Below are 22932 nucleotides of genomic sequence, written 5' to 3' on the forward strand. Positions count from 1 at the left end.
CCATGAAGGCGCCGCTCGACTGGAGCAAGCCCAAGGGCGACACGATCGGGCTCGCCCTGGTCCGGGCGAAGGCCAGCGGCGCCGCGAGCAAGCGGATCGGCTCGCTCGTCTTCAACTTCGGCGGCCCGCGGCGGTCCCGGACGCGGGCACCGGAGCCCCGCTGAACTGGCTCGCCGGGCTGGTGCCGGTGGCGGCCGGGGTGACGGCGGGGTGGTTCGTGGCACGGGTCGCGGTGGACGGCACCGCGGGTCAACGGGGCGATGGCGCGGGCGAGTTGACGGAGGAGCGGAAGCGGAAGGCGGCCGGTGCCGGGCTCCGTCAACAGCCGACGCCGGCCCCCTCGGCGGTCCCCTGGGCGCAAGGCCGCACCGCCGCCACCGCGCTCCTCGCCGCCGCCCTGTGCGCCGTAGCGCTGGGTCTGCTCGCGGAGTTGTCCGGCGGGCCGCTCGGGGGTGCCGCGCTCGCACGGTTCGGGCCGGTGTGGTGGCAGACCGGGGGTGCGGCGCTGGGATGGATCGCGGCGGTGGCGGTGCCTACGGCGACGGGGCTGCGGGCGTGGCGACTGCGGGAACGCCGGGTGCCTGCGCCGACGACCGGGAAGTCGACGATCGGGAAGCCGCGCGAGGGTGGGGCCACGCCTGGGGCGGTGCCTGTCGCAGTGCCTGTCGGGGGTGACCCGGGGCGCTGGTTCCGGAGGCCGTTCGCGGTCGGCCGGGGTTGGTTCGCTCGCGGGCCGAAGGCGGAGCAGCCGGTCCCGGTCTCGGTGCCGGTTCCTGCCCAGGCTCCCGTCGACCAGCCGTACATCGCCTACGACCACGACTCCACGTTCGACCCGTACGACTTCCTGCCCGTCGACGTGCCGTCGGAGCCGGCGCCCACCCCCTGGTACGACGACGCCTCCCGCGAGGCCCGCTGGGCGGCCTTGAGGGAGGCGTCCACGCCACCTGAGCCCGAGCCGTCGGAACATTCGGACGAGCCGGAACCGCCAGTGCCGAACTGACCGGTGCCGTCTGTCAGTTGGCGGTCCCCAGGAAGCCCCGCAGCTCCTTCGGCAGGAGCTGGTTGCACGACTGCTTGGCCTCGTTCGTGAGGGCGTCGTTGGCGCAGGTGTAGTAGTCCTTGTAGGCCAGCTGCGCGACGAACATCGCGGCGACCAGGGCGATCGCCAGGGACGCGGTGACCAGGCCGCTGATCGCCGCCGTCGTCTGGGGGCGGGCCTGCGTCTCGGGCACCGCCGGGGTGTCCGGGTCGGCGGTGGGGGACTTGGCGCGCAGTGCGCTGCCGCCCCAGTAGATGGCCAGCGCGCCGAGCAGCAGGGCCACGTACGGCCAGCTGAAGAGGGCGAAGAAGAAGGCCCACATGCCGCTCAGCAGGGCGTAACGGGCGCGGCGCTGGGCCGGGTCCGTCGGGTCCCAGCGCATGCCGCCCTGGCCGGGACCGCCGCTGCCGGGGCCCTCGGGTCCGCCCTGTCCGGGGGGCCCGCCGGGCCGGTCGCCGAAGTTGCCCGGGGAGCGCCCCGGCTGCCGGTCGCTCCACTGACTGCCCCACGGTGAGTGACCGCCGTCACCCTGCGGGGCGTCGCCGTCCTCGCCGCTCTCCGGGCGCCGCGGCTGCCACGGCCGGTCCGGGGTGCCCTCGGGCGGCGGCGCGAAGGGATTGTCGTCCGGCGTCTTGTCACCCTGTTCCGAGGGCGCGTCGGGCGGCGACGAGGGCCGCTCCCGGAGCAGCACGGTGCCGCGCTCCCCTCCCAGCACCGGCTGCGGGGGGAACGTGAGAAGTCGCAGACTGCGGTCCGGCATCAAATGAGCGTCTTCCCCTTGGTGGATGTCTTGATGGATACGTCTCTCCGACATGAACTGTCACTTCATGAGCTGACACTTCACGAGCTGTCACTCCGTGAACGCGTCGCACGACAACGGCGTTCCCGAACCCGCTCTCCGCAGACGCTACCTTCCGGCCACGCCCCCGTCCCGTGGGGGCTGTCCGGTGTGCCGGTATCGTTGCTGACGGTCGGCCGCTTCGTAGACTTCCCCGTATCCCGGGGCGCGAAGCATTCGTATGAACGCACGAGACGTACGAATGCGAGAGACGGCCGTACAAGACGACGCTCCCCCGAGAAAGGGCCCCGCCGTGGCCGCCAAGCCCGTGGCCAAGCGCCTCGTCGTGCTGGTCTCCGGATCCGGTACGAATCTTCAGGCGCTCCTCGACGCCGTCGAGACCGCCGGCACCGAGGCGTACGGAGCCGAGATCGTGGCCGTCGGCGCTGACCGGGAGGGCATCGAGGGTCTGGCCCGTGCCGAGCGCGCCGGGCTGCCCACCTACGTCCGCAAGGTCAAGGACTTCGGGACCCGTGAGGAATGGGACGCGGCGCTGACCGAGGCGACCGCCGCGTACGAGCCCGATCTGATCGTGTCGGCCGGGTTCATGAAGATCGTGGGCAAGGAGTTCCTGGCCCGCTTCGGCGGCCGGGTCGTGAACACGCACCCCGCCCTGCTGCCCAGTTTTCCGGGAGCCCACGGCGTACGGGACGCGCTCGCGTACGGCGCCCGGGTCACCGGCTGCACCGTCCACTTCGTCGACGACGGCGTCGACACCGGGCCGATCATCGCTCAGGGCGTGGTCGAGATCCGGGACGAGGACGACGAGAGCGCTCTGCACGAGCGCATCAAGGAAGTCGAGCGCACGCTGCTCGTCGATGTCGTGGGGCGGCTCGCCCGCAACGGCTATCGCATTGAGGGACGAAAGGTAGTTATCCAGTGACCGCCGAGAACATCGAGAGCGGCAAGCGGGCCATCCGTCGCGCGCTCGTCAGCGTCTACGACAAGACCGGCCTGGAGGAGCTGGCCCGCGGCCTGCACGAGGCGGGCGTGGAGCTCGTCTCCACGGGCTCCACCGCCGGCCGTATCGCCGCCGCCGGTGTCCCCGTCACCAAGGTCGAGGAGCTGACCGGCTTCCCCGAGTGCCTGGACGGCCGGGTCAAGACCCTGCACCCCAAGGTGCACGCGGGCATCCTCGCCGACCTGCGCCTGGAGAGCCACCGTCAGCAGCTCGACGAGCTGGGTGTGGCCCCCTTCGACCTCGTGGTCGTCAACCTGTACCCGTTCCGGGAGACCGTCGCCTCGGGCGCGTCCCCGGACGAGTGCGTCGAGCAGATCGACATCGGCGGCCCGTCGATGGTCCGCGCCGCCGCCAAGAACCACCCGTCGGTCGCGGTCGTCACCAGCCCCGCGCGCTACGCCGACGTGCTGAGCGCCGTACAGACCGGCGGCTTCGACCTCACCACCCGCAAGCGGCTCGCGGCGGAGGCGTTCCAGCACACGGCGTCGTACGACATCGCGGTCGCCGGCTGGTTCGCGAGCGCCTACGCGCCCGTGGACGACTCGCTGTTCCCGGACTTCCTGGGTGCCACCCTGGAGCGCAAGAACACCCTCCGGTACGGCGAGAACCCGCACCAGCCCGCCGCGCTCTACGTCGACGGCACCGGCGTCGGTCTCGCCGAGGCCGAGCAGCTGCACGGCAAGGAGATGTCGTACAACAACTACACGGACACCGATGCCGCGCGCCGGGCCGCGTACGACCACGCCGAGCCCTGTGTCGCGATCATCAAGCACGCCAACCCGTGCGGTATCGCGGTCGGTTCGGATGTCGCCGAGGCGCACCGCAAGGCACACGCGTGTGACCCGCTGTCGGCGTTCGGCGGCGTGATCGCCGTCAACCGGCCGGTCAGCAAGGAGATGGCGGAGCAGGTCGCCGAGATCTTCACCGAGGTCATCGTCGCGCCGGACTACGAGGACGGCGCCCTCGAAGCCCTCGCCAAGAAGAAGAACATCCGGGTCCTGAAGACCTCGGGCGGGCCCCTCCACCCGGCCGAGGTCAAGCCCATCGACGGTGGCGCCCTGCTCCAGGTCACCGACCGCCTCCAGGCCGACGGCGACGACCCGGCCAACTGGACGCTGGCGACGGGCGACGCGCTCTCCGCGTCCGACCTCGCCGACCTCGCCTTCGCCTGGAAGGCCTGCCGCGCGGTGAAGTCCAACGCGATCCTGCTCGCCAAGGACGGTGCCTCGGTCGGCGTCGGCATGGGGCAGGTCAACCGGGTCGACTCCGCGAAGCTCGCCGTCGAGCGGGCCGGCGAGGAGCGGGCGCGGGGGTCGTTCGCGGCCTCGGACGCGTTCTTCCCGTTCCCGGACGGGCTTGAGGTCCTGACCGACGCGGGCGTCAAGGCCGTTGTCCAGCCCGGCGGTTCGCTCCGCGACGAGCTGACCATCGAGGCCGCGAAGAAGGCGGGCGTCACGATGTACTTCACGGGGACGCGGCACTTCTTCCACTGAGGCCGACGGGAGTTGAAGCAGGGGCCGTGTCACCACGTGGTGACACGGCCCCGGAAAAGCCACAAGCCGGCGGGTTGCCCGGTGAATTACTGGGTGCGGATCACGATCGAACCGCAGATCTTGTCCGCGAACGTCTGACGCTTCGCGTCCCACGCCGGCCACAGGAAGCCGATGTAGCAGGCGATGCCGTCCAGGAAGTGGGCGAGGCGGCGGACGAACGCCATGCCGACGCCGAGGGGCTGGCCGTCGCTCTCGCGGACCAGGCGGATGCCCAGCGCCTGCTTGCCTACGGTCTGGCCGGTGCGGCCCTCGCGTATCAGCTGCCAGATGAAGAGGCCGAGGAGGAGGATGCCGCCGATGCCCAGCAGCGCGCTGTTCTTGGTCGTGATGCCGACGATGTACAGGACGTACGGCACGGCGAAGACGAGGCCGTCGACCAGTGTGCCGAGGAAGCGCTGACCCCAGTTCGCGTACGGCGGGGTCGCGCCGTAACCGGGCTGCTGGTAACCGGGGTAGGCCGGCTGCTGCGGGTAGCCGTAGCCCTGCTGCGGCGGGACACCCTGGGGGGCGCCCTGCGGGTAGCCGTAGCCCGGCTGGCCCTGGGGCTGCTGCGGCTGGCCGTAGCCCGGCTGGGGGTTCTGCTGCGGCTGCCCGTAGGGGTTGTTCGGGTCGTAACTCATGACGGGTTTTCCTCCGTTGGCAATGCGGGGACGATGCGGATTGCGCGGAGGTACATCACGAGATGAGCGGTTTGCCCCCCAACACCTACCGCAATACTGCGGCGTTCATCGTTCTATTCGGGGCGATATTTTGTCCAGCGGCATTCCATAGGTGTTGTGTAAGTGCAACATCAGTGATCATGGCGATACACCCGGGGTGTACCCGGATTGGAACCCGGAGGGCGTCATCCGCGAGGATGGGTCCATGACCGCCCAGATTCTCGATGGCAAGGCCACCGCAGCCGCGATCAAGTCCGATCTGACCGCCCGCGTGGCGGCGCTGAAGGAGAAGGGCGTCACGCCCGGCCTCGGCACGATCCTGGTCGGGGACGACCCCGGCAGCCAGAAGTACGTCGCCGGCAAGCACCGGGACTGCGCCCAGGTGGGCATCGCGTCCATCCAGCGCGAACTGCCCGCCACCGCCTCGCAGGAGGAGATCGAGGCGGTCGTGCGTGAGCTGAACGAGGACCCGGCCTGCACCGGCTACATCGTCCAACTCCCGCTCCCCAAGGGCATCGACGAGAACCGCATCCTCGAACTCATGGACCCGGACAAGGACGCCGACGGCCTCCACCCGATGAACCTCGGCCGTCTCGTCCTCAACGAGCCCGCCCCGCTGCCCTGCACCCCGAACGGCGTCCTCACCCTGCTGCGCCGCTACGGCGTGGAGATCAAGGGCGCCGAGGTCGTGGTCGTCGGCCGCGGTGTCACCATCGGCCGCCCGATGCCCCTCCTCCTGACCCGGCGCAGCGAGAACGCCACCGTGACTCAGTGCCACACCGGTACGCGCGACCTCTCCTCGCATCTCAAGCGCGCCGACATCATCGTCGCCGCCGCCGGTTCCGCCCACCTGATCCGCCCCGAGGACGTGAAGCCGGGCGCCGCCGTCCTGGACGTCGGCGTCTCCCGCAACGCCGACGGCAAGATCGTGGGCGACGTCCACCCCGGCGTCGCCGAGGTCGCCGGCTTCATCTCCCCGAACCCCGGCGGAGTCGGCCCGATGACCCGCGCCCAGCTGCTCGTCAACGTGGTCGAGGCGGCGGAGCGCAGTGTCGCCTGAGGGCAAGGACGCCGGTAAGGGCGTGGAGGACATCGAGGTGACGGACCCCGGCACGAGCGCGGACGCCGCGGACGACATCGAGGTCACGGACCCGGTCAGCGCGCCCGACGCCGAGGGCAGGCCGCGCCGCACCACCCGCCGCTTCCCCCTCTTCACCCGGGACACCGCCCGCCCCGAGGGCGGCGGCCGGGCCGCCCCGCGCGACGCCCCGGCACCGGCCCGCCAGTGGCCGATCCTCGCCGTCCTCGGCACGGTCGGCCTCGGCCTCCTGCTGACCGCCTTCGACGTCTTCCGCTACGGCACCCTGCTCATCGGCGCCGCCCTGCTGGCCGGCGCCGTCCTGCGCTGGGTCATGCCGGACGTCGGCATGCTCGCCGTACGCTCCCGCTTCACCGACATCGTCACCTACGCCGTGCTCGGCCTCGCGATCGTCCTGCTGGCGATGATGGCGCAGCCGAAGCCGTGGCTGACGATCCCGTACCTGAAGGACACGCTGCACTACACGGTCAACAGCAACTAGCTTGCCGCGCGCGGCAGTTCGCGACACACGACGGCGGCCCGTCCCCTCCCCCGAGCAAGGACGCGCCGCCGTCTGCATTCACCTTGGCGCGCTGCGAGCGTGCTGTTCAACGGCTGTCGGCGCGCTGTGGCAGGGAGGTGACCGTTTCGCTACGGGGTCCGCACCGCCCGGCGACGAGGGAACCGTTCCCCTTCCGGTGTCGTCATTTCGCTCGGAGCGGGCGCAAGGGGACGCCGAGGACACCGGGGAGGTGCGATGGGCGGCTGGCAGCCGCTGCCGGACGAACTGCCGGCGGAGGTACGGCACTTCGTGGAGCAGCTGCGCCTCCTCAAGGACCGCACCGGGCTGAGCCTGGTGGCGCTCGGCGCGCGCACCGCGTACAGCAAGTCCTCCTGGCACCGCTATCTCAACGCCACCCAGCCCCCGCCCCGGCAGGCCGTTCTCGCCCTGTGCCGGGTGGCTGGCGTCGACCATGAACGCATCGGTGTGCGCTGGGAGTTGGCGGTCCAGGCCTGGCCCCGGCAGATACCGGTCCCCGAGCGGGCGGAGGGCGGGGACGGGGACGAGTACCGGGACGATCCGACCCTTCCCTGGTGGGACACGCCACCCGAAGAGCCGCAGGGCGAGCCCGGCGGACGACTGCTCCGGTACGCGCTGTCGCTGTTGTTCCTCATGCTTCTCATGGCTGTCGTGGGAGTCGTCGTACTGGGGTGAACAGCCCTGTGTGTCCGGTGTGTCGATGTATTGACAAGTTTGCGGATTTGCAACGAACCCGACCAACAACCGCGTTAGCGTGGGCAATTCAGGGCAGAGGGGGGAAAGCAATGCCTCGTTGGAGGGCTTTGCCGGATGAACTCGATCCGCAGGTCAGGGAGTTCGCGGGCCAGCTGCGCAGGCTCGTGGACCGCAGCGGCCTGAGCATCGCGGCGGTGGCCGACCGCACGGGCTACAGCAAGACGTCCTGGGACCGCTATCTCAACGGCCGGCTCCTCGCACCGAAGGGCGCGATCGTCGCCCTGGCCGAGGTCACCGGCACCAGTCCCGTTCATCTGACCACGATGTGGGAGCTCGCCGAGCGCGCCTGGAGCCGCTCGGAGATGCGGCACGACATGACCATGGAGGCGATCCGGGTCTCCCAGGCGCGGGCGGCGCTGGGGGAGTTCGGAGCGCCCCCGGCACCCGCGCAGGGCGGCGGCAAGGCGGGCCGTAAGGGTGGCGGCAGTGTCACCGCGACTCCGGGGATCGCGGGCCCGGCGGGAGTGTCCCCGACGGTGCCGCCGCAGCCGACGGCGGCCGACAGCGACGTACGGGAAGGTGCTTCGGACGTACGGGAAGGTGCTTCGAGGGACGTACGGGAGGGTCCGTCCAAGGTCGCCAACTCGTGGGGGATCGCCGGGTATCCGGGGCCGAGGGAATCCGGTGCCGGAGCGGCGGCCGTGCGGCCCGAATCCGAGGTACCCGAGGTACCGGTCTCCTATGGTGGCCCCTCGCAGCCGTCCCGGCCCGCGCCGCCCGACGGGGTGGGCGGCGCCAAGCGGCGGGCTGTGATGTTCGGGGCCGGGGTTCTCGGGGTGCTCGTCGTGATCGCGGCCGTGTTCCTGTTCACCGACAAGGGCGGCGAGGACAAGAAGGCCGGGGCCGCGCACACCTCGGCCTCTGCGCCGGCCAGTACCAACCCCGACCTGCCTGCCGGGGTGAAGTGCGTGGGCGCCGGCTGTACCGGCAAGGACGCCGAGGCGATGGGCTGCACCACGGACGCGGGCGCGGTGACCACCGCCAAGACCGCGACCGTCGGCACGACCGTCGTCGAGGTCCGCTACAGCAAGACCTGCGGTGCCGCCTGGGGCCGTATCACCACGGGTGTGGCGGGGGACTCCGTCCAGGTCAGCGCGGGGACCGCCAAAGAGGCCGACACGATCACGGCGGCCGACGACGCCATCGCGTACACCCCGATGGTGGCCGTGAAGGACGCCGGCGAGGCCAAGGCCTGCGTGACGCTGGCCTCGGGGCAGAAGGGGTGCACCACCTAGGTCGCCGGTGGGCCGCGTGTGTGGGGATTCTGTGTACATGGGGAATGCCCGCTCCGGATCGGGGCAGGCGGCAAGTACCCCCACGGGAGTCCGGACACCCGGTGCCCCCCCCACGGCGGTCGTCCGGTGTTCCTCTCCCGAGCCGGACGGCCGCCTTTTGCGTGTCCCGATCCCGGCGCTGTGGGGTGGGCCACACGGACCCGGGAGTCCGGGATCGCGGATGCGCGATAGCCTGACCGGTGGATCTCTCGACGCCAAGAGATCGATCATTTGTACGTCCCGCACCCCGGGGCAGTGCCGCCCCACCGCCAGCTGTCATAACGGAGAACGCCATGACCCGCACTCCCGTGAACGTCACCGTCACCGGCGCGGCCGGCCAGATCGGTTACGCCCTGCTCTTCCGCATCGCCTCCGGCCAGCTGCTCGGCGCGGACGTGCCGGTCAAGCTGCGTCTCCTGGAGATCACCCCGGCGCTCAAGGCCGCCGAGGGCACGGCGATGGAGCTCGACGACTGCGCCTTCCCGCTCCTTCAGGGCATCGACATCACGGACGACCCGAACGTCGCCTTCGCCGGCACGAACGTCGCCCTCCTCGTCGGCGCCCGCCCCCGCACCAAGGGCATGGAGCGCGGCGACCTGCTCTCCGCGAACGGCGGCATCTTCAAGCCGCAGGGCAAGGCCATCAACGACAACGCCGCGGACGACATCAAGGTCCTCGTCGTCGGCAACCCGGCCAACACCAACGCGCTCATCGCGCAGGCCGCCGCCCCGGACGTACCGGCCGACCGCTTCACCGCGATGACCCGCCTGGACCACAACCGCGCGCTGACCCAGCTCGCGAAGAAGACGGGCACCACGGTCGCCGACATCAAGCGCCTGACCATCTGGGGCAACCACTCCGCCACCCAGTACCCCGACATCTTCCACGCCACGGTCGCCGGCAAGAACGCCGCCGAGACCGTGAACGACGAGAAGTGGCTGGCCGAGGAGTTCATCCCGACCGTCGCCAAGCGCGGCGCCGCGATCATCGAGGCGCGTGGCGCGTCCTCCGCGGCCTCCGCCGCCAACGCCGCCATCGACCACGTCCACACCTGGGTCAACGGCACGGCGGACGGCGACTGGACCTCCATGGGCATCCCGTCGGACGGTTCCTACGGCGTCCCGGAGGGCCTCATCTCCTCCTTCCCGGTCACCACGAAGGACGGCGTCTACGAGATCGTCCAGGGCCTGGACATCAACGAGTTCTCCCGCGCCCGCATCGACGCGTCGGTGAAGGAGCTGGAGGAGGAGCGCGAGGCGGTCCGCTCCCTCGGCCTGATCTAGTCGTCCGAGGGGCCGTTCTCGACGGCTCTGTCACGGGCTTGCGCGGGCCCTGTTCCGGTTACTGCCGGAGCGGGGCCCGTTCCCTGTTTCCGCCGCTAACTTCGGAAGAGGTACGTGGTGGGTGATTCGGGGGGTTCGTGATGAGTGACTGGGATCGTTACGGGGCGGAACGCGGGCCGAGCGAGGAGCGCGGGCAGGCGGCCTGGTCGGTGTGGTCGACGGCGGAGACGCAGACCTCGCTGACCCCGCCGGCGTGGGTGTCTCCACCGGCTTTCGCGCCGACTCCGGCCCCAACTCCGGCCCCAACTCCCGTTCTCGCGCCCGCTCCCGGCGGTCGCGCCTGGCGGCTGGTCCTCGCGGTGGCTCTCGCGGTGGTGTTGGGCGCGGGTGCCGGGGGCGGTCTCTGGTACGTCATGCACGGGCGCGGCACGCACGACCACACGGACACCAGCGCGCGTGCGAGCACGACCGGGCCCGGATCGTCGTACCGCACCGCCCAGGACCCCACCGGCTACACGGTCGCCGTCCCCAAGGGCTGGACCCGTACCCAACGGCAGGGTGCGCAGGCCCCGGTGGTCACCTACGACTCCCCGGACGGCACCCGCCGCCTCCAGATCTTCCGCGTCTCGGAGAACTCCCCGGCCGAGTCCCTCGACCTCGCGGAGAACGACCCCGGCTACGGCTTCGTCCGCCAGCCCGGTTACCAGGTCATCGACCGCGCGTCCGGCCCCAGTTGGGCCGAACTCACCTATCGCTACGACGACCAGGGCAAGGGCGCGCGCCGGGTGATCGACCACCGCTTCGCGGCGGCGGACGGCTCGTTCTACGCGGTCCGGTCCAGTGGCCCCGAGTCTGTCGATCCCGCCCTGGTCAGGGGCCCGCTCGCCGCGGCGGTGGATTCCTTCTGCCCGGCGGGGACCAGCTGCTGACTACTCCATCCCCCGCTTCCCCGGCGCCCAGAACGGCTTCGTGAGAACGGAACGCCGGTCCCAGCCCAACTCCCGTACGAGCACCTGCCGGACCTGCTGCACGGTACGGGCCTCCCCGGCGACGTACGCGATGCCGCCGGGCTCGGGAGCGAGCTGTTGTACCGCGTCGGGGAGTGAAGTCCCGCCCCTGGTGAGCCAGTTGAGGCGGTCGGAGTGCGCCGACGGCAGCCGGTCCCCGTCCGACTCCGTCTCGACGCAACCGGAGACCCGCGCCCCCTCGGGCAGCGCGGCCAGCATCGCGCCGAAGGCGACGGAGGCCGTCTCCTCGCCGACGAAGACGTGGTGGGAGGCGTCGGGGCGGAGCGTGAAGGTGCCCTCGGGCTTGCGCAGGCGCACCTGTTCGCCGGTGCCGACGCTCTTCCCCCAGCGGGCCCCGGGTCCCCCCTCGGAGTGGTCCAGCACGCACAACTCGACGGCGCCGGACGGGTCGTAGCGCCAGATGGAGTACGTGCGCAGGGTCAGGCCGGTGACCAGGACGCGGACCTGCTGGCCGGGGCGGACGTCGAGTCCGGCGAGGGCGTCGCTCTCGATGCGCAGGCGGCGCATGCGGGCGGTGATCGGTTCGGCGGCCGTGACGGTGCCTCGGAGTGTCACCAGGTCGAGGACGGGGTTCAGGAGGGCGGACGGCACAGGGGGCTCCTCAACTGGGCGGCGCGTGTGGGGAGTTGGCGATCAGGAGTGGCGGGCTGGACGCGATAGTACGCGTTCCTCGTCGGACGCGATAGTGCGTGTGGTGGTCTTGTGGTCGCGGTGCCCGGCGATCACGAGCGCGGTGGCCGCGAGGACGATCAGGGCGACTGTGCGCAGCGCCGGGGCCATGCCGTGGGCGAGGTCGGGGTGGGCGGCCAGGATCGTGCCGGTGACCGCCACGCCCAGGGCCGCGCCGAGTTCGCGGGCCGAGGTGCCCAGGCCGGAGCCGAGGCCCGTCTGGTGCGGTGGCAGCGAGGTGACGACACCGACCGTGAGCGCGGGCATGGAGAGCCCGGTGCCCGCCGAGATCACGAGCAGCCAGCAGGCGTACGTCCAGTACGGGGTGCCCGCGTCGGCGGTGGACGCGCCCAGCAGGCCCAGGCCGATGAGGGCGAGACCGGTGCCGATGGCCGGGCGTGGGCGGTGCGACCAGCGGACGGCGAGTTTCGGGACGAGGGCCATGCCGATCGTCAGCGGCACGATCGCGACGCCGGTGACGGCGGCGCCGTAGCCTTTGATGCCTTGCAGGTACTGGGAGTTGACGTAGAAGAGGGAGAACAGGCCGAAGAAGCCGGTGGCCGTGCCGAGGGTGGCCGCGCGGAGGGTGGGGGAGGTGAAGACGCGCGGGTCGAGGAGCGGGGTGCGGGAGCGCAGGGCGTGGATGGTGAAGGTGGCGAGGAGTACGGCGCCTGCCGCGAAGGCCGTGATGATGCGCGGGGAGGTCCAGCCGTAGGTGGGGCCCTCGATGATGCCGGAGAGGACGGCGACCAGGCCGGTGGTCAGGAGGGCGGTGCCGGTGGGGTCGAGGTTGCTGTGCGCGGCGCGGTCCGTGCGGGGTGTGGTGAGGGCGACCGCGAGGGCGAGCAGGGCGGCGAGCGGGACCATCACCCCGAACAGGGCGCGCCAGGACAGGAATTGGCCGACCAGGCCGCCGCCGAGGTTCCCGGCGAGTCCGCCGAGGCCGAGCGCGAGGGTCCAACTGCCCATGGCACGGGCCCGGTTCTCCGGGGCGGACAGGTGCACCAGGATCGACATCGTCGCGGGCGTGATCAGTGCCGCGCCCGCGCCGGACAGGCCGCGGCCCGCGATCAGCGTCGCCGGGTTCCGGGCCAGCGCGCTGGTGGCGGCGCCCACCGCGAACAGGGCGAGACCGGCGAGCAGTGCGCCCTTGCGGCCGTGCCGGTCGCCCATCGCTCCGGCCGGGATGAGGAGTCCGGCGAAGACGATGACGTACGCGTCGACCATCCACAGCAGTTCGGTGTGCGAGGGGTGCAGGGAGGACGAACTCAGCTGTGGGATGAGGAGGTTGATGGCGGCGACCATGCTCTGCGCGACGAGGACGCAGGCGCAGAGGGCCAGGAGTGTCGACCGTTTCAGGGCGTGAGGGGGCACGGCTCCTCCGGGGAGCTTCGGTGTGGTGTGGGGTGCCCTGTCACCGTAGGCTCGGGAGTGACCTGCTTTCCAGTGCAGCCTTTGCAAGGGGCGAATGCGTGTGACGCAATCCAGTGCCGCCGGAGGATTGGACCTCAATCTGCTGGTCGCCCTCGATGTGCTGCTGGAGGAGCAGAGCGTGCAGGGTGCCGCACACCGGCTGCATCTCTCCGAACCCGCGATGAGCCGCACGCTCGGCCGTATCCGCAAAGCGCTCGGTGATCCCGTACTGGTGCGTGCCGGGCGGAAGATGGTGCCCACTCCGCGTGCGCTGGCGGTGCGGGCGGAGGTGAGCGCGGTGGTGGAGCGGGCGCGGGCCCTGTTCGCGCCGGGCCGGGACACCGACGTCAGGACCGTCAGCCGTACGCTCACGATCATCGGGCACGACGCGATCGCCGCGCTGTACGGCGCGGCGCTGTTCGCGCGCGCCGCCGAGGAGGCGCCCGGGATCCGCATCCGGTTTCTCTCCGAGAGCCATGTCGACGCGCCGTTCCTGCGGCAGGGGACCGCCGACCTGGAGGTGGGGGTCATCGACTCCACGGCGCCCGAGGTGCGGGTGGAGACCCTGCACGAGGACCGGATGGTCGGGATCGTCCGGGCCGGACATCCGCTGCTGGAGGGGGAGTTGACCCCGAAGCGGTTCGCCGAGTCGGGGTCCCATCTGCTCGTGTCGCGGCGCGGCAAGCTGCACGGTCCCGTCGACGCCGCGCTCGCCGAACTCGGCCTGGAACGGCGGGTGGTGGGCTCCGTCGGCACCCTGCCCGCCTCGATGTTCGTGCTGCGCGACACCGACCTGATCGGGCTGACCAGCTCCTGGGGGCTGCCGATGGTCGCCGAGTTCGGCCTGGTCACCTTCGAGGTGCCCCTCGAACTGCCCCCGCTCCCCGTGGGGTTGGCCTGGCACCCGCGCCACGAGGCCGACCCGGCGCACGCGTGGCTGCGGGGCGTCGTACGGGAGTTGATGGGGGAGTGGTCGGCGGCCGTCTCCTAGACGTCGGTACCTGGGGCGAGCGCTGAGCGGATGGCTTCCGCCGCGGCGAGCAGCGCGTCCCGCGCCGGGGGACAGATGCCCGGAACGTTGACGGCACTGTGCGCGAGGCTCGGTGTCCGTAGCTGTGTGACGGGCACGCCGGCCAGTTCGAGTCTGCGTGCGTAGACCTCGCCCTCGTCACGCAGGACGTCGAATCCGGCGGTCGAGATGTAGGCCGGTGCCACCCCGGACAGGTCGTCGGCCAGCAGCGGGGAGACGCGCGGATCGGTGGCCGAACCGTGGTCGCCCAGGTAGGACCGCCGGTAGAGGTCCATGTCGGCTTCGGTCATGGTGAACCCCTCGCCGAACAGCCGGTACGACGCCCGCTTGGTCGACAGATCCGTGGCCGGCTGGAAGAGCACCTGTAGCGCCGGAGTCGGAGTTGTAGTCGTAGTCGTAGTCGGTCCGCGGCGAGCGGCACGAGCCGTCTCCTGGGCGATGACGGCGGCCAGGTTGCCGCCCGCGCTCTCGCCGCTGACGCCGATGCGGGCCGGGTCCAGCCCGTACTCCTCGGCGTGGGTCGCCACGTGGGTGTAGGCGCCGAGCGCGTCGTCGAGGGCGGCCGGGAACGGGTTCTCCGGGGCCAGCCGGTAGTGGACCGAGATCACGACGATGCCGGCGTGGTGCGCGAGCCACCGGGAGACGGCGTCGGCCGCCGCGAGGTCTCCGAGGGTCCAGCCACCTCCGTGGAAGTGGACGAGCCCGCCGGCGGGGGCGGTGAGTCCGGCCGGACGGTAGATCCGGGCCGGCAGGTCGAGGTGAGCGGCGGGAATCGTGATGTCCTCGACCGATTCGATGGGCAGCTCGTCGCCGAAGATCCATGCTTCCGCCAGCAGTTGCGCGCGGGCCTTCTCGATCGGCATGGAGGCGAAGTCGCCCAGGCCGGCCAGGTGGATCAGACGCAGACCGACCTGGGTGTTGACGTCCAGCGTCTGGCCGTCGACCACGGTCGGCCGGCCCGCGAGTGCGCGCTTGAGGGGAGCGGGGAGCCTGACCAGGGTCCGCACGACGTGCCGTGCGACGCGGTCGGCGAGTGAGTGCTTCACGGCGCGCTCAGCAGGTGAGCGCTTGACAGGTGCCTTCATCGCTTCGTCACTCCAGGGTATGCGCCGAACACTTCACTGACTCCGAACGCGCGTTGCAGCCGGGCGTCGACAGAGGGCGCGACGAGGGCGAGCGACGCCTGGATCCGCTGCTCGATCGGTGCGACCACGATCTCGTCGACGTTCTTCTCGATGCTGCGGATCACCGCTCGCGTGACATCGTCGGGCGACACCGTCCGCACCCCCTTGGGCAGCGCGACTCCGCTGTCGGCGTACATCCCGGCCTCGCTCACGAAGGTCGGCTCGACGATCGAGACACCGACTCCTGTGCCGTGCAGATCCTGCCGGTGCGCGAGGGCGAATCCGCGCAGGCCGAACTTGGTGGAGTTGTACAGCGCCGAACCCTTCGAAGCGGTACGACCGGACAGCGATCCGATGAGCACGATGTGGCCGCGTCCGCGTCCGACGAGCTGTGGTGTGACGGCCCGGGTGAGCAGGATCGGGGTGAGCAGGTTGACGTCGACCGTGCGGGCGATCTCCTCCTCGGAGAAGTCGACCACCGGGCCGACCGACGAGAGTGCCGCGTTGTTGATCAGGATGTCGACCGGTCCCGCTTCGTCCAGCAGCCGCGTGACATCGGCGGGGACCGACAGGTCGGCGGCGATCGACGTCGCGCCGGTCTCGGCGGCGAGACGTTCGAGGGCTTCCACCCGGCGGCCCGTGAGGATCAACTCCGCGCCGTGGGCGCGCAATGCCCGGGCCATGCCGCTACCGAGGCCGCCGGTCGCCCCGGTCAGCAGGATGCGGGATCCGCGCAGTCTCACGTTCATCGTTTCTCCTGGGTGGGAGGCCGCGAGCGCCGACGGGCTCGAGGTGGAAGTCGGACTCGTCCAGCCGGCGGGTGCGGGCCGCGTACTCGAAGGTGAAGCCGGGCCATTGGATGGTGTTCTTGCCGGACGCGGTCCGGTACCAGCTGTCGCATTCCTGGGCCCACACGCTGGTGCGGATACGTCGCTGGAGGGCGGCGTTGGAACCGGCCTGCACGGCGGACCAGACCTCCAGCCAGGCGATGTCGCCCTTGGCCAGCCGCCTGACGGCTTGCAGCACGTAGTTGATCTGCGCTTCCAGCATCAGGACGACCGAGCTGTGGCCGAGGCCGGTGTTCGGGCCGTAGAGGATGAACAGGTTGGGGAAGCCGGCGACGCTGATGCCCAGGTGTGCTTCGGCGCCGTCCTGCCATTCCTTGTGCAGGACCCGGCCGTTGCGTCCGGTGACGTGTATGGGGCCGAGGATTTCGGTGGCCTTGAAACCGGTGCCGTAGATGATCGCGTCGACTTCGTGGTGGCTGCCGTCGGAGGTCCTGACGCCGGTGGGCGTGACCTCGGTGATCGCCGCGGTGACGATGTCGACGTTGTCGCGGGTCAGGGCTCCGTAGTACTCGTTGGAGAGGAGGATGCGCTTGCAGCCGATCGGGTCCTCGGGGGTCAGTGTGGTGCGCAAGGCGTCGTCGGTGACCTGACGCGAGATATGGCGTCGGAACTGCCGGTCGGCGATCTTGAGCAGCCGGGGAAACCTGGTGAACGCGGCGCCGCGTGGTTCCAGCTGCCAGTAGGTGAGCCAGCGTGAGAGCCGCTGAAGACCCGGAATCCTGCGGAACGCCGTGCGGGCGATCGGGGCGTAGGGGTGGTCCGGCTTGGGGATGACGTGCGCGGCGTTCTTCTGGAACAGCGTCAGCCGCGCGACGCGGGGCGCGATGGCCGGGACGAACTGGACGGCCGAGGCGCCGGTGCCGACGACGGCGATGGATTTTCCGGTCAGGTCGTAGTCGTGGTTCCAGGTCGCGGAGTGGAACTGCTCGCCCTGGAAGGTGTCGAGTCCGGGGATGGCGGGGACGAGCGGACGGTTCAGGAGGCCGGTGGCGGCGATGAGGATGTCGGCGACATGGACGGACCCGTCCTCGACGGTGATGGTCCAGGTGGCCGATTCCTCGTCGAACTCCGCGGTGGTCACAGGGGAGTTGAAGCGGATGTGGGGCGTGACGCCGAACGTGTCCGCGGTGTCCCGCAGGTACTGGTGGATCTCGGCCTGCGGAGCGAAGCGTCGGGACCATGCGGTGTTCTGGGCGAATGAGTACGAGTACAGGTGTGAGGGGACGTCGCATGCGGCGCCCGGATAGGTGTTGTCCCGCCAGCAGCCGCCGACGTCGTCGGCCTTCTCGAAGAGCGTCAGGTCGTGGAATCCGGCTCTCTTGAGTCGAGCGGCCATGCCGAGGCCGGCGAAGCCGGTGCCGATGATCGCGATCGAGGCGGTGTGCGCCATCTTTCAGGCCCTTCCGTGATCCGTCCTGACCTCGATGTTCCGCTTCTCGATCAGCGGGGAGGAGGTGTCCGTCGGCGCCGGAGTTGTTAGATTCGGCGGAGCCGCGAGAGTTGTTGGATTCGGCAGAGGCTCGAAAGCTGTTGGTTTCCGCGGGGGCTCGAAGGCTGTTGGATTTGGCGGAGGCCCGAACGGAGGCACCGATGGTTCAGTGGGAGATTCCCCGGCCGCCGACCAGCGTGTCGGTGCTCGTCGACCTCGGTGTCGAACTCGGCGTGCCCGCGACCGCGTCCCTCGCCGGCACCGGACTCACCGAAGCGGAGCTGAGCGAAACCGGTACCGAGGTGACCGCACGCCAGGAGCAGGTGGTGGTCGGCAACCTGCTGGCAGCGACCGACGGCCGGGGCCGGCTCGGGCTGGAGGCCGGCGGCCGCTTTCACCTCACGTCCTTCGGCTTCTGGGGTTTCGCCCTGGTGAGCAGCCCGACCCTCGGCGCCGCGATCAAGATCGCACTTCAGTACCTCGACCTCACGTACGCGTGGTCGCACTTCGACCTCCGGCGCACCGGTGACGAGGCCCAGTTGGTACTCACCGCCCCGGATGTGCCCGAGCCGTTGCGGCGCTTCACCGTCGAACGTGATCTCGCGGTCATCGCCGCGCTGCAACGGGAACTCTTCTCCACCCAGCTCCAGATCCGACGCCTGGTGCTCTCCTTCCCGCCGGCGGACCCGGAGCCGTACGAGCAAGTCCTGCGTGTCACGCCGGAGTTCGACGGCGACGAGACATTCCTCGCCCTGGACGCCGCGCTGCTCGACCTGCCGATGCCGCAGGCCAACGCGCACACCCAGGCGCTCGCGCAGGAGCAGTGCCGGGAGCTGCTCGACCGCGGCAGCGCCCGCACCGGTGTGGCGGGCCGGGTGCGGGACCTGCTGCTGGCGCGACCCGGTGACCCACCGACGGCCGAACGCGTCGCCCGCGAACTGACGATGAGTTCCCGCACCCTCCGCGAACGCCTGGCCGCCGAGCGGACCTCCTACCGCGAGCTGCTGGACGAGATCCGTGAGCGTCTCGCCGAGGAGATGCTCGCCGAAGGACTCGCGGTCGCCCAGGCCGCCGAACGGCTCGGCTATCAGGAGGTGTCCAGTTTCTCGCACGCGTTTCGGCGCTGGAAGGGGATGGGACCGCGGGCGTACCGGACCGCTGTGCTGAGGCCGCCGTGCTGAGACGGCCGTGCTGAAACGGCCGTGCTGAGACAGCCGGACTGATGGCCGCCGAAACGCACAAGTCCCGCGCCGATCGGCACCTGCCCCCATAGCTGGGCGATGGCCAAGAGTCATGGGCATGGTCATGCGCAACTGCGACATCGTCGTCTTCGGAGCGACCGGCTTCACCGGTCGGCTCGCCGCCGAGTATCTGGCCGAACATCTGCCCGCCGACGCCCGCTGGGCCATCGCGGGCCGCAGCGCCCGGAAGCTGGAGGCGGTCCGGGACGGCCTGGGCCTGCCCGACCTGCCGATCCTCGTCGCGGACTCGTCCGATCCGGCCGCGCTCGCGAAGGTCGCTGCCTCGACCCGGGTCCTGATCACGACCGTGGGCCCCTACCTGAAGTACGGCGAGGCACTCGTGAAGGCCTGCGCGGAAGCGGGCACCGACTATCTCGACCTCGCGGCGGAGCAGGAGTTCGTGGACACGATGTTCGTGAAGTACCGCGCCACCGCCACCGCCAGTGGCGCCAGGATCGTGCACTCGGCGGGCTTCGATTCGGTACCGCACGACCTCGGCACGTACTTCACCGTCAAGCAGCTTCCCGACGACGTACCGATCACCGTCGACGGGGTCGTCCAGACCTCGGCGGACTTCTCGGGCGGCACCTACCACACGGTCGTCAACTACCTTGCGCGGCTACGTCAGTGGCGTGCCGCGGCCCGAGCCCGTGCCGCCGTCGAAGGGCAGCCGACGGGACGCGTCTCACGGAACCCGAGCGCGCGGCCGACGCGCCGCTTCGGACTCTGGCTCGTGCCGTTTCCCGGTGTCGACGGTCAGAACATCGCGTACTCGGGCCGACTCCTCGACCGGTACGGACCGGACTTCACGTACCGCCACTGGATCGGAACCCGCCGTTTTCCGGCCGCGGCCGGGATCATCGGTCTGGTCGTCACCTTGCTGGTCGGTGCGCAGATCAAGCCGCTGCGGTCGGTACTGCTCAGGTTGAAGAACTCGGGCGCGGGGCCGACGGAGGAGGTCCGCGCCAGGAGCACGTTCACCGTCACCTTCCACGGCACCGGTGGCGACCGGCACGTGGTCTGCCGCGTGTCCGGCGGCGACCCCGGCTACACCGAAACGGCCAAGATCCTCGGCGAAGCCGCGATGAGCCTCGCGTTCGACGACCTGCCGCGGACGAGCGGTCCCGTCACGCCGGCCGCCGCCATGGGCGACGCGCTGATCGACCGCCTGGTCATGGCCGGGATCACGTTCGAACTCGTCGAGCGACGACTGGCCGGGTCAAGCACCTGACAGGTGAAGGCGTTCACGATGCTGTGGGGGGTGGCGGCCCCAGCCGCTTCTCGAACCAGTGGTCCGCGTAGACATGGTCCACGTACGCCGGAATCTCCGCGTACCCGCACGCCCGGTACATCGCCTGCGCCTCCGTGAGCGTCGCGTGCGTGTCCAGTCGTACGACGGTGAAGTCGTGTTCCACGGCGGCCAGTTCGAGCTCTGTGAGGATGCGGCGGGCGAGGCCGAGACGGCGGGCGTCGGGGTGCACCCAGACGTGGCGGATCTCGCCGACGCCCGGCTCCAGGGTCCGCAGCGCCCCGCAGGCCATCGGCCGCCCCTCCTCGTACGCGACGAAGAACGCGCCCGCGTCCCCGGTGACTTCGTCCGGCCGTACGAGATCGGTCTTGTCGAAGCCCTCGGGGAAGCGGGCGTCGATGTCGGCCGCGTAGGCGTCGAGACAGGCGCGGGCGTCCTCGGTGGCGCCGTCGACGAGGGTGATCGTGATGCCGGCGAGGCGGAGGAGGCGCTGGGTGGTCGCCAACGCGTGGGTGAGTTCGGTGCGTTGGGGTGCGGTGAGGGTGGTGAGGAGGCCGGCGGCGAGCGCGTTGGCGCGGCGGTTCTGCTCCTTGACCTCGACGCGGCCGGCGTCGGTGAGCTCGATCAGGCGCAGGCGGGTGTCGTGCGGGGGCACGGTCAGCCGGACCAGGCCCTGTGCCTCCAGCGACTTCGCCATCCGGCTCAAGTAGCCCGCGTCCAGGGCGAGTCGGCCACGCAGCTCCCGCAGCGAGATCCCGTCCCCGATCTCGAACAGCAGCCGGGCCTCGCCGAGCGGGCGGTCCTGGCCGAGGTAGTGGTCGTCGAGTGCGCCGATGCGGCGGGTGAAGTAGCGGTTGAAGCGACGGAAGGCGTCGATGTCCGCCGCGGTCACCGGTGCGGGTGCGGATACAGGTGTAGATACGGGTGCCGGTGCCGGTGCCGGTGTCTGGGCGGGTGCCGGTGTCGATTCCGTGACTGGCTCCATAGTTCTTTGACTTTAGTCAAAGGAGTCGGGGGAGTCCATGCCGATGCGGCATTTGTACCCCTGTTCAGTGATCCGGCCCACTTTCGGCCACGGATTGCGCATGCATACGGACGTCCCGGGCAGGCGCTCGCAGTCCCCGAGAGTGACAGTTAGGTGACGCTTGGGCGCTGAACAGGAACGGAAGGCAATACCGATCATGGCCGACAACACGGAACAGCAGGCGGGGAAGACCATTCACGCGGGCGGGGAGTGGCTCGAAGCGGTCGCCGGGGCCACCCGCGAGATCATCGACCCCGCGGACGCGCTGCCGTTCGCCGTGGTCGCGGAAGGCGACGAGAAGGACACGGACATAGCCGTCGCCGCCGCCCGTGCCGCCTTCGACGGCGGTGAGGGGGCCTGGCCGCGCACGCCCGTCACCGAGCGCGCCGCCCTGCTGCGCCGGGTCGCCGACCTCCTCGTGCGCGACCGCGAAGAGCTCGGCCTGCTGGAGAGCCGGGACGCGGGCAAGACCGTGGAGGAGGGGCGGGTCGACATCGACTGTGTCGCCGACGCCTTCCGCTACTTCGCCGACCTCGTCGCGGGCGAGGCCCCCGGCCGGGTCGTCGACGCGGGCACGCCCGAGGTGCACAGCGTCGTCGTGCACGAGCCGGTCGGTGTCTGCGCGCTGATCACCCCCTGGAACTACCCGCTGCTCCAGGCGAGTTGGAAGATCGCGCCCGCCCTCGCGGCCGGCAACACCTTCGTCGTCAAGCCCAGCGAGATCACCCCGCTGACGACGGTCGCCCTGATCGACCTGCTCGTCGAGGCCGGCCTCCCGAGCGGTGTCGCCAACATCGTCACCGGGCCCGGCCACTCGGTCGGCGCCAGGCTCGCCGAGCACTCCGACGTCGACCTCGTCTCCTTCACCGGCGGCCTCATCAGCGGCACGAAGGTGGCGCAGGCCGCCGCCGTGACCGTCAAGAAGGTCGCCCTCGAACTCGGCGGCAAGAACCCCAACGTCGTCTTCGCCGACGCCTGCGCCACCGAGGAGGGCTTCGACACCGCCGTCGACCAGGCCCTCAACGCGGCCTTCATCCACAGCGGCCAAGTCTGTTCCGCGGGCGCCCGCCTCATCGTCGAGGAGACCGTCCGCGAGCGCTTCGTCGCCGAACTCGCCCGCCGCGCCGAGAGGATCCGCCTGGGCCGCGGCACCGAGGACGGCGTCGAGTGCGGCCCGCTCGTCTCCGAACAGCAGCGCGCCAAGACCGAGTCGTACGTCGCCGCCGCACTGGCCGACGGCGCGGTCCTGCGCTCCGGCGGCAAGCGCCCCGAGCCGACCGCGTCCCGGCCCGCCACCGGCTACTTCTACGAGCCGACCGTCCTCGACCAGTGCCACCGCGAGATGAGCGTCGTACGCGAAGAGGTCTTCGGACCGGTCCTCACCGTCGAGACCTTCCGCACCGAGGACGAGGCGGTCGCGCTCGCCAACGACACCGAGTACGGCCTCGCGGGCGCCGTCTGGACCACCGACGCGGGCCGCGCGCGCCGCGTCGCCGGACGGCTGCGGCACGGCACCGTCTGGATCAACGACTTCCACCCCTACCTCCCGCAGGCGGAGTGGGGCGGCTTCGGCAAGAGCGGTGTGGGCCGGGAGCTCGGCCCCGCCGGACTCGCCGAGTACCGCGAGGCCAAGCACGTCTACCAGAACCTGGCGCCGAAGCCGGTGCGCTGGTTCGCGGGTGCCCCGCACGGTCAGCAGCAGGGCCGCCGCTCCCGCGCCGATCCCGAAGCCGGAACCGGCATGGACTACCGCGTCGGCAAGTGGACGTTCGGTCCGGCGCCGGTGGCACGGCGCGAGGTCAGCGCCTACCGCGAGCAGGCCTCCCGGGTGGGTCGGGATCGCCTTCGGCACCGTAGCCGGCGCCGGAGCCGCGGGCTGCGCGGCGCCATGTCCC

Annotated in this window: 20 protein-coding genes and 1 pseudogene; 13 read left to right on the forward strand and 8 right to left on the reverse strand. The window is 70.9% G+C overall.

Going from position 1 to position 22932, the window contains the following annotated elements; translation table 11 throughout:
* The first annotated feature begins 187 nt into the window (after positions 1-187).
* Complete coding sequence (locus ACNFOC_RS28775; RefSeq protein WP_416961996.1) at positions 188-1000, forward strand: cell division protein PerM; 813 nt, start codon at positions 188-190, stop codon at positions 998-1000.
* Positions 1001-1013: 13 nt separating this feature from the next.
* Here ACNFOC_RS28775 and ACNFOC_RS28780 read toward each other — a convergent pair whose 3' ends face one another.
* Positions 1014-1799, reverse strand: a complete 786-nt coding sequence (locus tag ACNFOC_RS28780) for a hypothetical protein (protein ID WP_416961997.1) — start codon at positions 1797-1799, stop codon at positions 1014-1016.
* Positions 1800-2130: 331 nt separating this feature from the next.
* Between ACNFOC_RS28780 and purN the strand changes: the two genes are divergently transcribed.
* Together purN and purH are read left to right on the forward strand one after the other, a co-directional pair.
* Positions 2131-2760, forward strand: coding sequence for a phosphoribosylglycinamide formyltransferase (purN, locus tag ACNFOC_RS28785; RefSeq protein ID WP_416961998.1), 630 nt, complete (start codon positions 2131-2133; stop codon positions 2758-2760).
* On the forward strand, positions 2757-4331 hold the full coding sequence (purH, locus tag ACNFOC_RS28790; RefSeq protein ID WP_416961999.1) for a bifunctional phosphoribosylaminoimidazolecarboxamide formyltransferase/IMP cyclohydrolase: 1575 nt from the start codon (positions 2757-2759) through the stop codon (positions 4329-4331). The genes purN and purH overlap by 4 nt, the downstream gene beginning before the upstream one ends.
* A gap of 86 nt (positions 4332-4417) precedes the next feature.
* Here the strand turns inward: purH and ACNFOC_RS28795 are convergent, their stop codons facing one another.
* A complete protein-coding gene (locus ACNFOC_RS28795) occupies positions 4418-5011 on the reverse strand; it encodes an RDD family protein (protein ID WP_416962000.1) in 594 nt (197 codons plus the stop codon).
* A gap of 244 nt (positions 5012-5255) precedes the next feature.
* On the opposite strand from ACNFOC_RS28795, the gene ACNFOC_RS28800 reads away from it, so the two are divergent.
* The 6 genes from ACNFOC_RS28800 (at position 5256) to ACNFOC_RS28825 (ending at position 10911) form a co-directional block, all read left to right on the forward strand.
* Entirely contained in the window at positions 5256-6110 is an 855-nt protein-coding gene (locus ACNFOC_RS28800) for a bifunctional methylenetetrahydrofolate dehydrogenase/methenyltetrahydrofolate cyclohydrolase (protein ID WP_360077194.1), read from the forward strand.
* 31 nt (positions 6111-6141) lie between these two features.
* A complete protein-coding gene (locus tag ACNFOC_RS28805) occupies positions 6142-6630 on the forward strand; it encodes a DUF3017 domain-containing protein (RefSeq protein WP_416962013.1) in 489 nt (162 codons plus the stop codon).
* Between the two features lie 255 nt (positions 6631-6885).
* Positions 6886-7344, forward strand: a complete 459-nt coding sequence (locus ACNFOC_RS28810; RefSeq protein ID WP_416962001.1) for a helix-turn-helix domain-containing protein — start codon at positions 6886-6888, stop codon at positions 7342-7344.
* Positions 7345-7472: 128 nt separating this feature from the next.
* Positions 7473-8660: a DUF2690 domain-containing protein gene (locus ACNFOC_RS28815; protein WP_416962002.1), complete on the forward strand. Its 1188-nt coding sequence runs from the start codon at positions 7473-7475 to the stop codon at positions 8658-8660.
* A 332-nt stretch (positions 8661-8992) separates the two neighbouring features.
* A complete protein-coding gene (locus tag ACNFOC_RS28820) occupies positions 8993-9982 on the forward strand; it encodes a malate dehydrogenase (protein WP_019055650.1) in 990 nt (329 codons plus the stop codon).
* A 140-nt stretch (positions 9983-10122) separates the two neighbouring features.
* Entirely contained in the window at positions 10123-10911 is a 789-nt protein-coding gene (locus ACNFOC_RS28825; protein WP_416962003.1) for a serine/threonine kinase C-terminal domain-containing protein, read from the forward strand.
* Here the strand turns inward: ACNFOC_RS28825 and ACNFOC_RS28830 are convergent, their stop codons facing one another.
* Together ACNFOC_RS28830 and ACNFOC_RS28835 are read right to left on the reverse strand one after the other, a co-directional pair.
* Entirely contained in the window at positions 10912-11601 is a 690-nt protein-coding gene (locus tag ACNFOC_RS28830; protein WP_416962004.1) for a siderophore-interacting protein, read from the reverse strand.
* A gap of 42 nt (positions 11602-11643) precedes the next feature.
* A complete protein-coding gene (locus ACNFOC_RS28835; RefSeq protein WP_416962005.1) occupies positions 11644-13053 on the reverse strand; it encodes an MFS transporter in 1410 nt (469 codons plus the stop codon).
* Between the two features lie 94 nt (positions 13054-13147).
* Between ACNFOC_RS28835 and ACNFOC_RS28840 the strand changes: the two genes are divergently transcribed.
* On the forward strand, positions 13148-14083 hold the full coding sequence (locus ACNFOC_RS28840) for a LysR family transcriptional regulator (protein WP_416962006.1): 936 nt from the start codon (positions 13148-13150) through the stop codon (positions 14081-14083).
* On the opposite strand, the gene ACNFOC_RS28845 is transcribed toward ACNFOC_RS28840, so the two are convergent.
* Genes ACNFOC_RS28845 through ACNFOC_RS28855 form a run of 3 tightly spaced genes read right to left on the reverse strand, consistent with a single transcriptional unit; the run spans position 14080 to position 17484 of the window.
* Positions 14080-15207, reverse strand: coding sequence for an alpha/beta hydrolase (locus ACNFOC_RS28845; protein WP_416962007.1), 1128 nt, complete (start codon positions 15205-15207; stop codon positions 14080-14082). The two genes, ACNFOC_RS28840 and ACNFOC_RS28845, sit on opposite strands and share 4 nt — an antisense overlap.
* Positions 15204-15995, reverse strand: a complete 792-nt coding sequence (locus ACNFOC_RS28850) for an SDR family NAD(P)-dependent oxidoreductase (RefSeq protein ID WP_416962008.1) — start codon at positions 15993-15995, stop codon at positions 15204-15206. Before ACNFOC_RS28850 ends, ACNFOC_RS28845 begins: the two co-directional genes overlap by 4 nt.
* Positions 15934-17484 carry a flavin-containing monooxygenase gene (locus ACNFOC_RS28855; protein WP_416962009.1) on the reverse strand — a complete coding sequence of 517 codons (1551 nt, stop codon included), beginning with the start codon at positions 17482-17484 and terminating at the stop codon, positions 15934-15936. The genes ACNFOC_RS28850 and ACNFOC_RS28855 overlap by 62 nt, the downstream gene beginning before the upstream one ends.
* 200 nt (positions 17485-17684) lie before the next feature.
* On the opposite strand from ACNFOC_RS28855, the gene ACNFOC_RS28860 reads away from it, so the two are divergent.
* Positions 17685-18704 carry an AraC family transcriptional regulator gene (locus ACNFOC_RS28860; RefSeq protein WP_416962010.1) on the forward strand — a complete coding sequence of 340 codons (1020 nt, stop codon included), beginning with the start codon at positions 17685-17687 and terminating at the stop codon, positions 18702-18704.
* A gap of 112 nt (positions 18705-18816) precedes the next feature.
* Positions 18817-19995 (forward strand): saccharopine dehydrogenase family protein, encoded by a 1179-nt coding sequence (locus tag ACNFOC_RS28865; RefSeq protein ID WP_416962011.1) that lies wholly within the window; start codon positions 18817-18819, stop codon positions 19993-19995.
* 13 nt (positions 19996-20008) lie between these two features.
* Here ACNFOC_RS28865 and ACNFOC_RS28870 read toward each other — a convergent pair whose 3' ends face one another.
* Entirely contained in the window at positions 20009-20905 is an 897-nt protein-coding gene (locus ACNFOC_RS28870) for a bifunctional helix-turn-helix transcriptional regulator/GNAT family N-acetyltransferase (RefSeq protein ID WP_416962012.1), read from the reverse strand.
* Between the two features lie 289 nt (positions 20906-21194).
* On the opposite strand from ACNFOC_RS28870, the pseudogene ACNFOC_RS28875 reads away from it, so the two are divergent.
* A pseudogene (locus ACNFOC_RS28875) lies at positions 21195-22718 on the forward strand (aldehyde dehydrogenase family protein); the annotation flags it as partial.
* Positions 22719-22932: the final 214 nt, after the last annotated feature.

The sequence above is a fragment of the Streptomyces colwelliae genome, assembly GCF_048158785.1.
In the GTDB taxonomy this organism is placed as follows: Bacteria; Actinomycetota; Actinomycetes; order Streptomycetales; family Streptomycetaceae; genus Streptomyces.

Excerpts from the sequence above, each read along its gene's own strand:
- ACNFOC_RS28780 (WP_416961997.1), bottom strand. The coding sequence starts at position 1,799 with ATGCCGGACCGCAGTCTGCGACTTCTCACGTTCCCCCCGCAGCCGGTG.
- ACNFOC_RS28795 (WP_416962000.1), bottom strand. The coding sequence starts at position 5,011 with ATGAGTTACGACCCGAACAACCCCTACGGGCAGCCGCAGCAGAACCCC.
- ACNFOC_RS28800 (WP_360077194.1), top strand. The coding sequence starts at position 5,256 with ATGACCGCCCAGATTCTCGATGGCAAGGCCACCGCAGCCGCGATCAAG.
- ACNFOC_RS28810 (WP_416962001.1), top strand. The coding sequence starts at position 6,886 with ATGGGCGGCTGGCAGCCGCTGCCGGACGAACTGCCGGCGGAGGTACGG.
- ACNFOC_RS28820 (WP_019055650.1), top strand. The coding sequence starts at position 8,993 with ATGACCCGCACTCCCGTGAACGTCACCGTCACCGGCGCGGCCGGCCAG.
- ACNFOC_RS28825 (WP_416962003.1), top strand. The coding sequence starts at position 10,123 with ATGAGTGACTGGGATCGTTACGGGGCGGAACGCGGGCCGAGCGAGGAG.
- ACNFOC_RS28840 (WP_416962006.1), top strand. The coding sequence starts at position 13,148 with ATGCGTGTGACGCAATCCAGTGCCGCCGGAGGATTGGACCTCAATCTG.
- ACNFOC_RS28845 (WP_416962007.1), bottom strand. The coding sequence starts at position 15,207 with ATGAAGGCACCTGTCAAGCGCTCACCTGCTGAGCGCGCCGTGAAGCAC.
- ACNFOC_RS28850 (WP_416962008.1), bottom strand. The coding sequence starts at position 15,995 with ATGAACGTGAGACTGCGCGGATCCCGCATCCTGCTGACCGGGGCGACC.
- ACNFOC_RS28855 (WP_416962009.1), bottom strand. The coding sequence starts at position 17,484 with ATGGCGCACACCGCCTCGATCGCGATCATCGGCACCGGCTTCGCCGGC.
- ACNFOC_RS28860 (WP_416962010.1), top strand. The coding sequence starts at position 17,685 with ATGGTTCAGTGGGAGATTCCCCGGCCGCCGACCAGCGTGTCGGTGCTC.
- ACNFOC_RS28865 (WP_416962011.1), top strand. The coding sequence starts at position 18,817 with ATGGGCATGGTCATGCGCAACTGCGACATCGTCGTCTTCGGAGCGACC.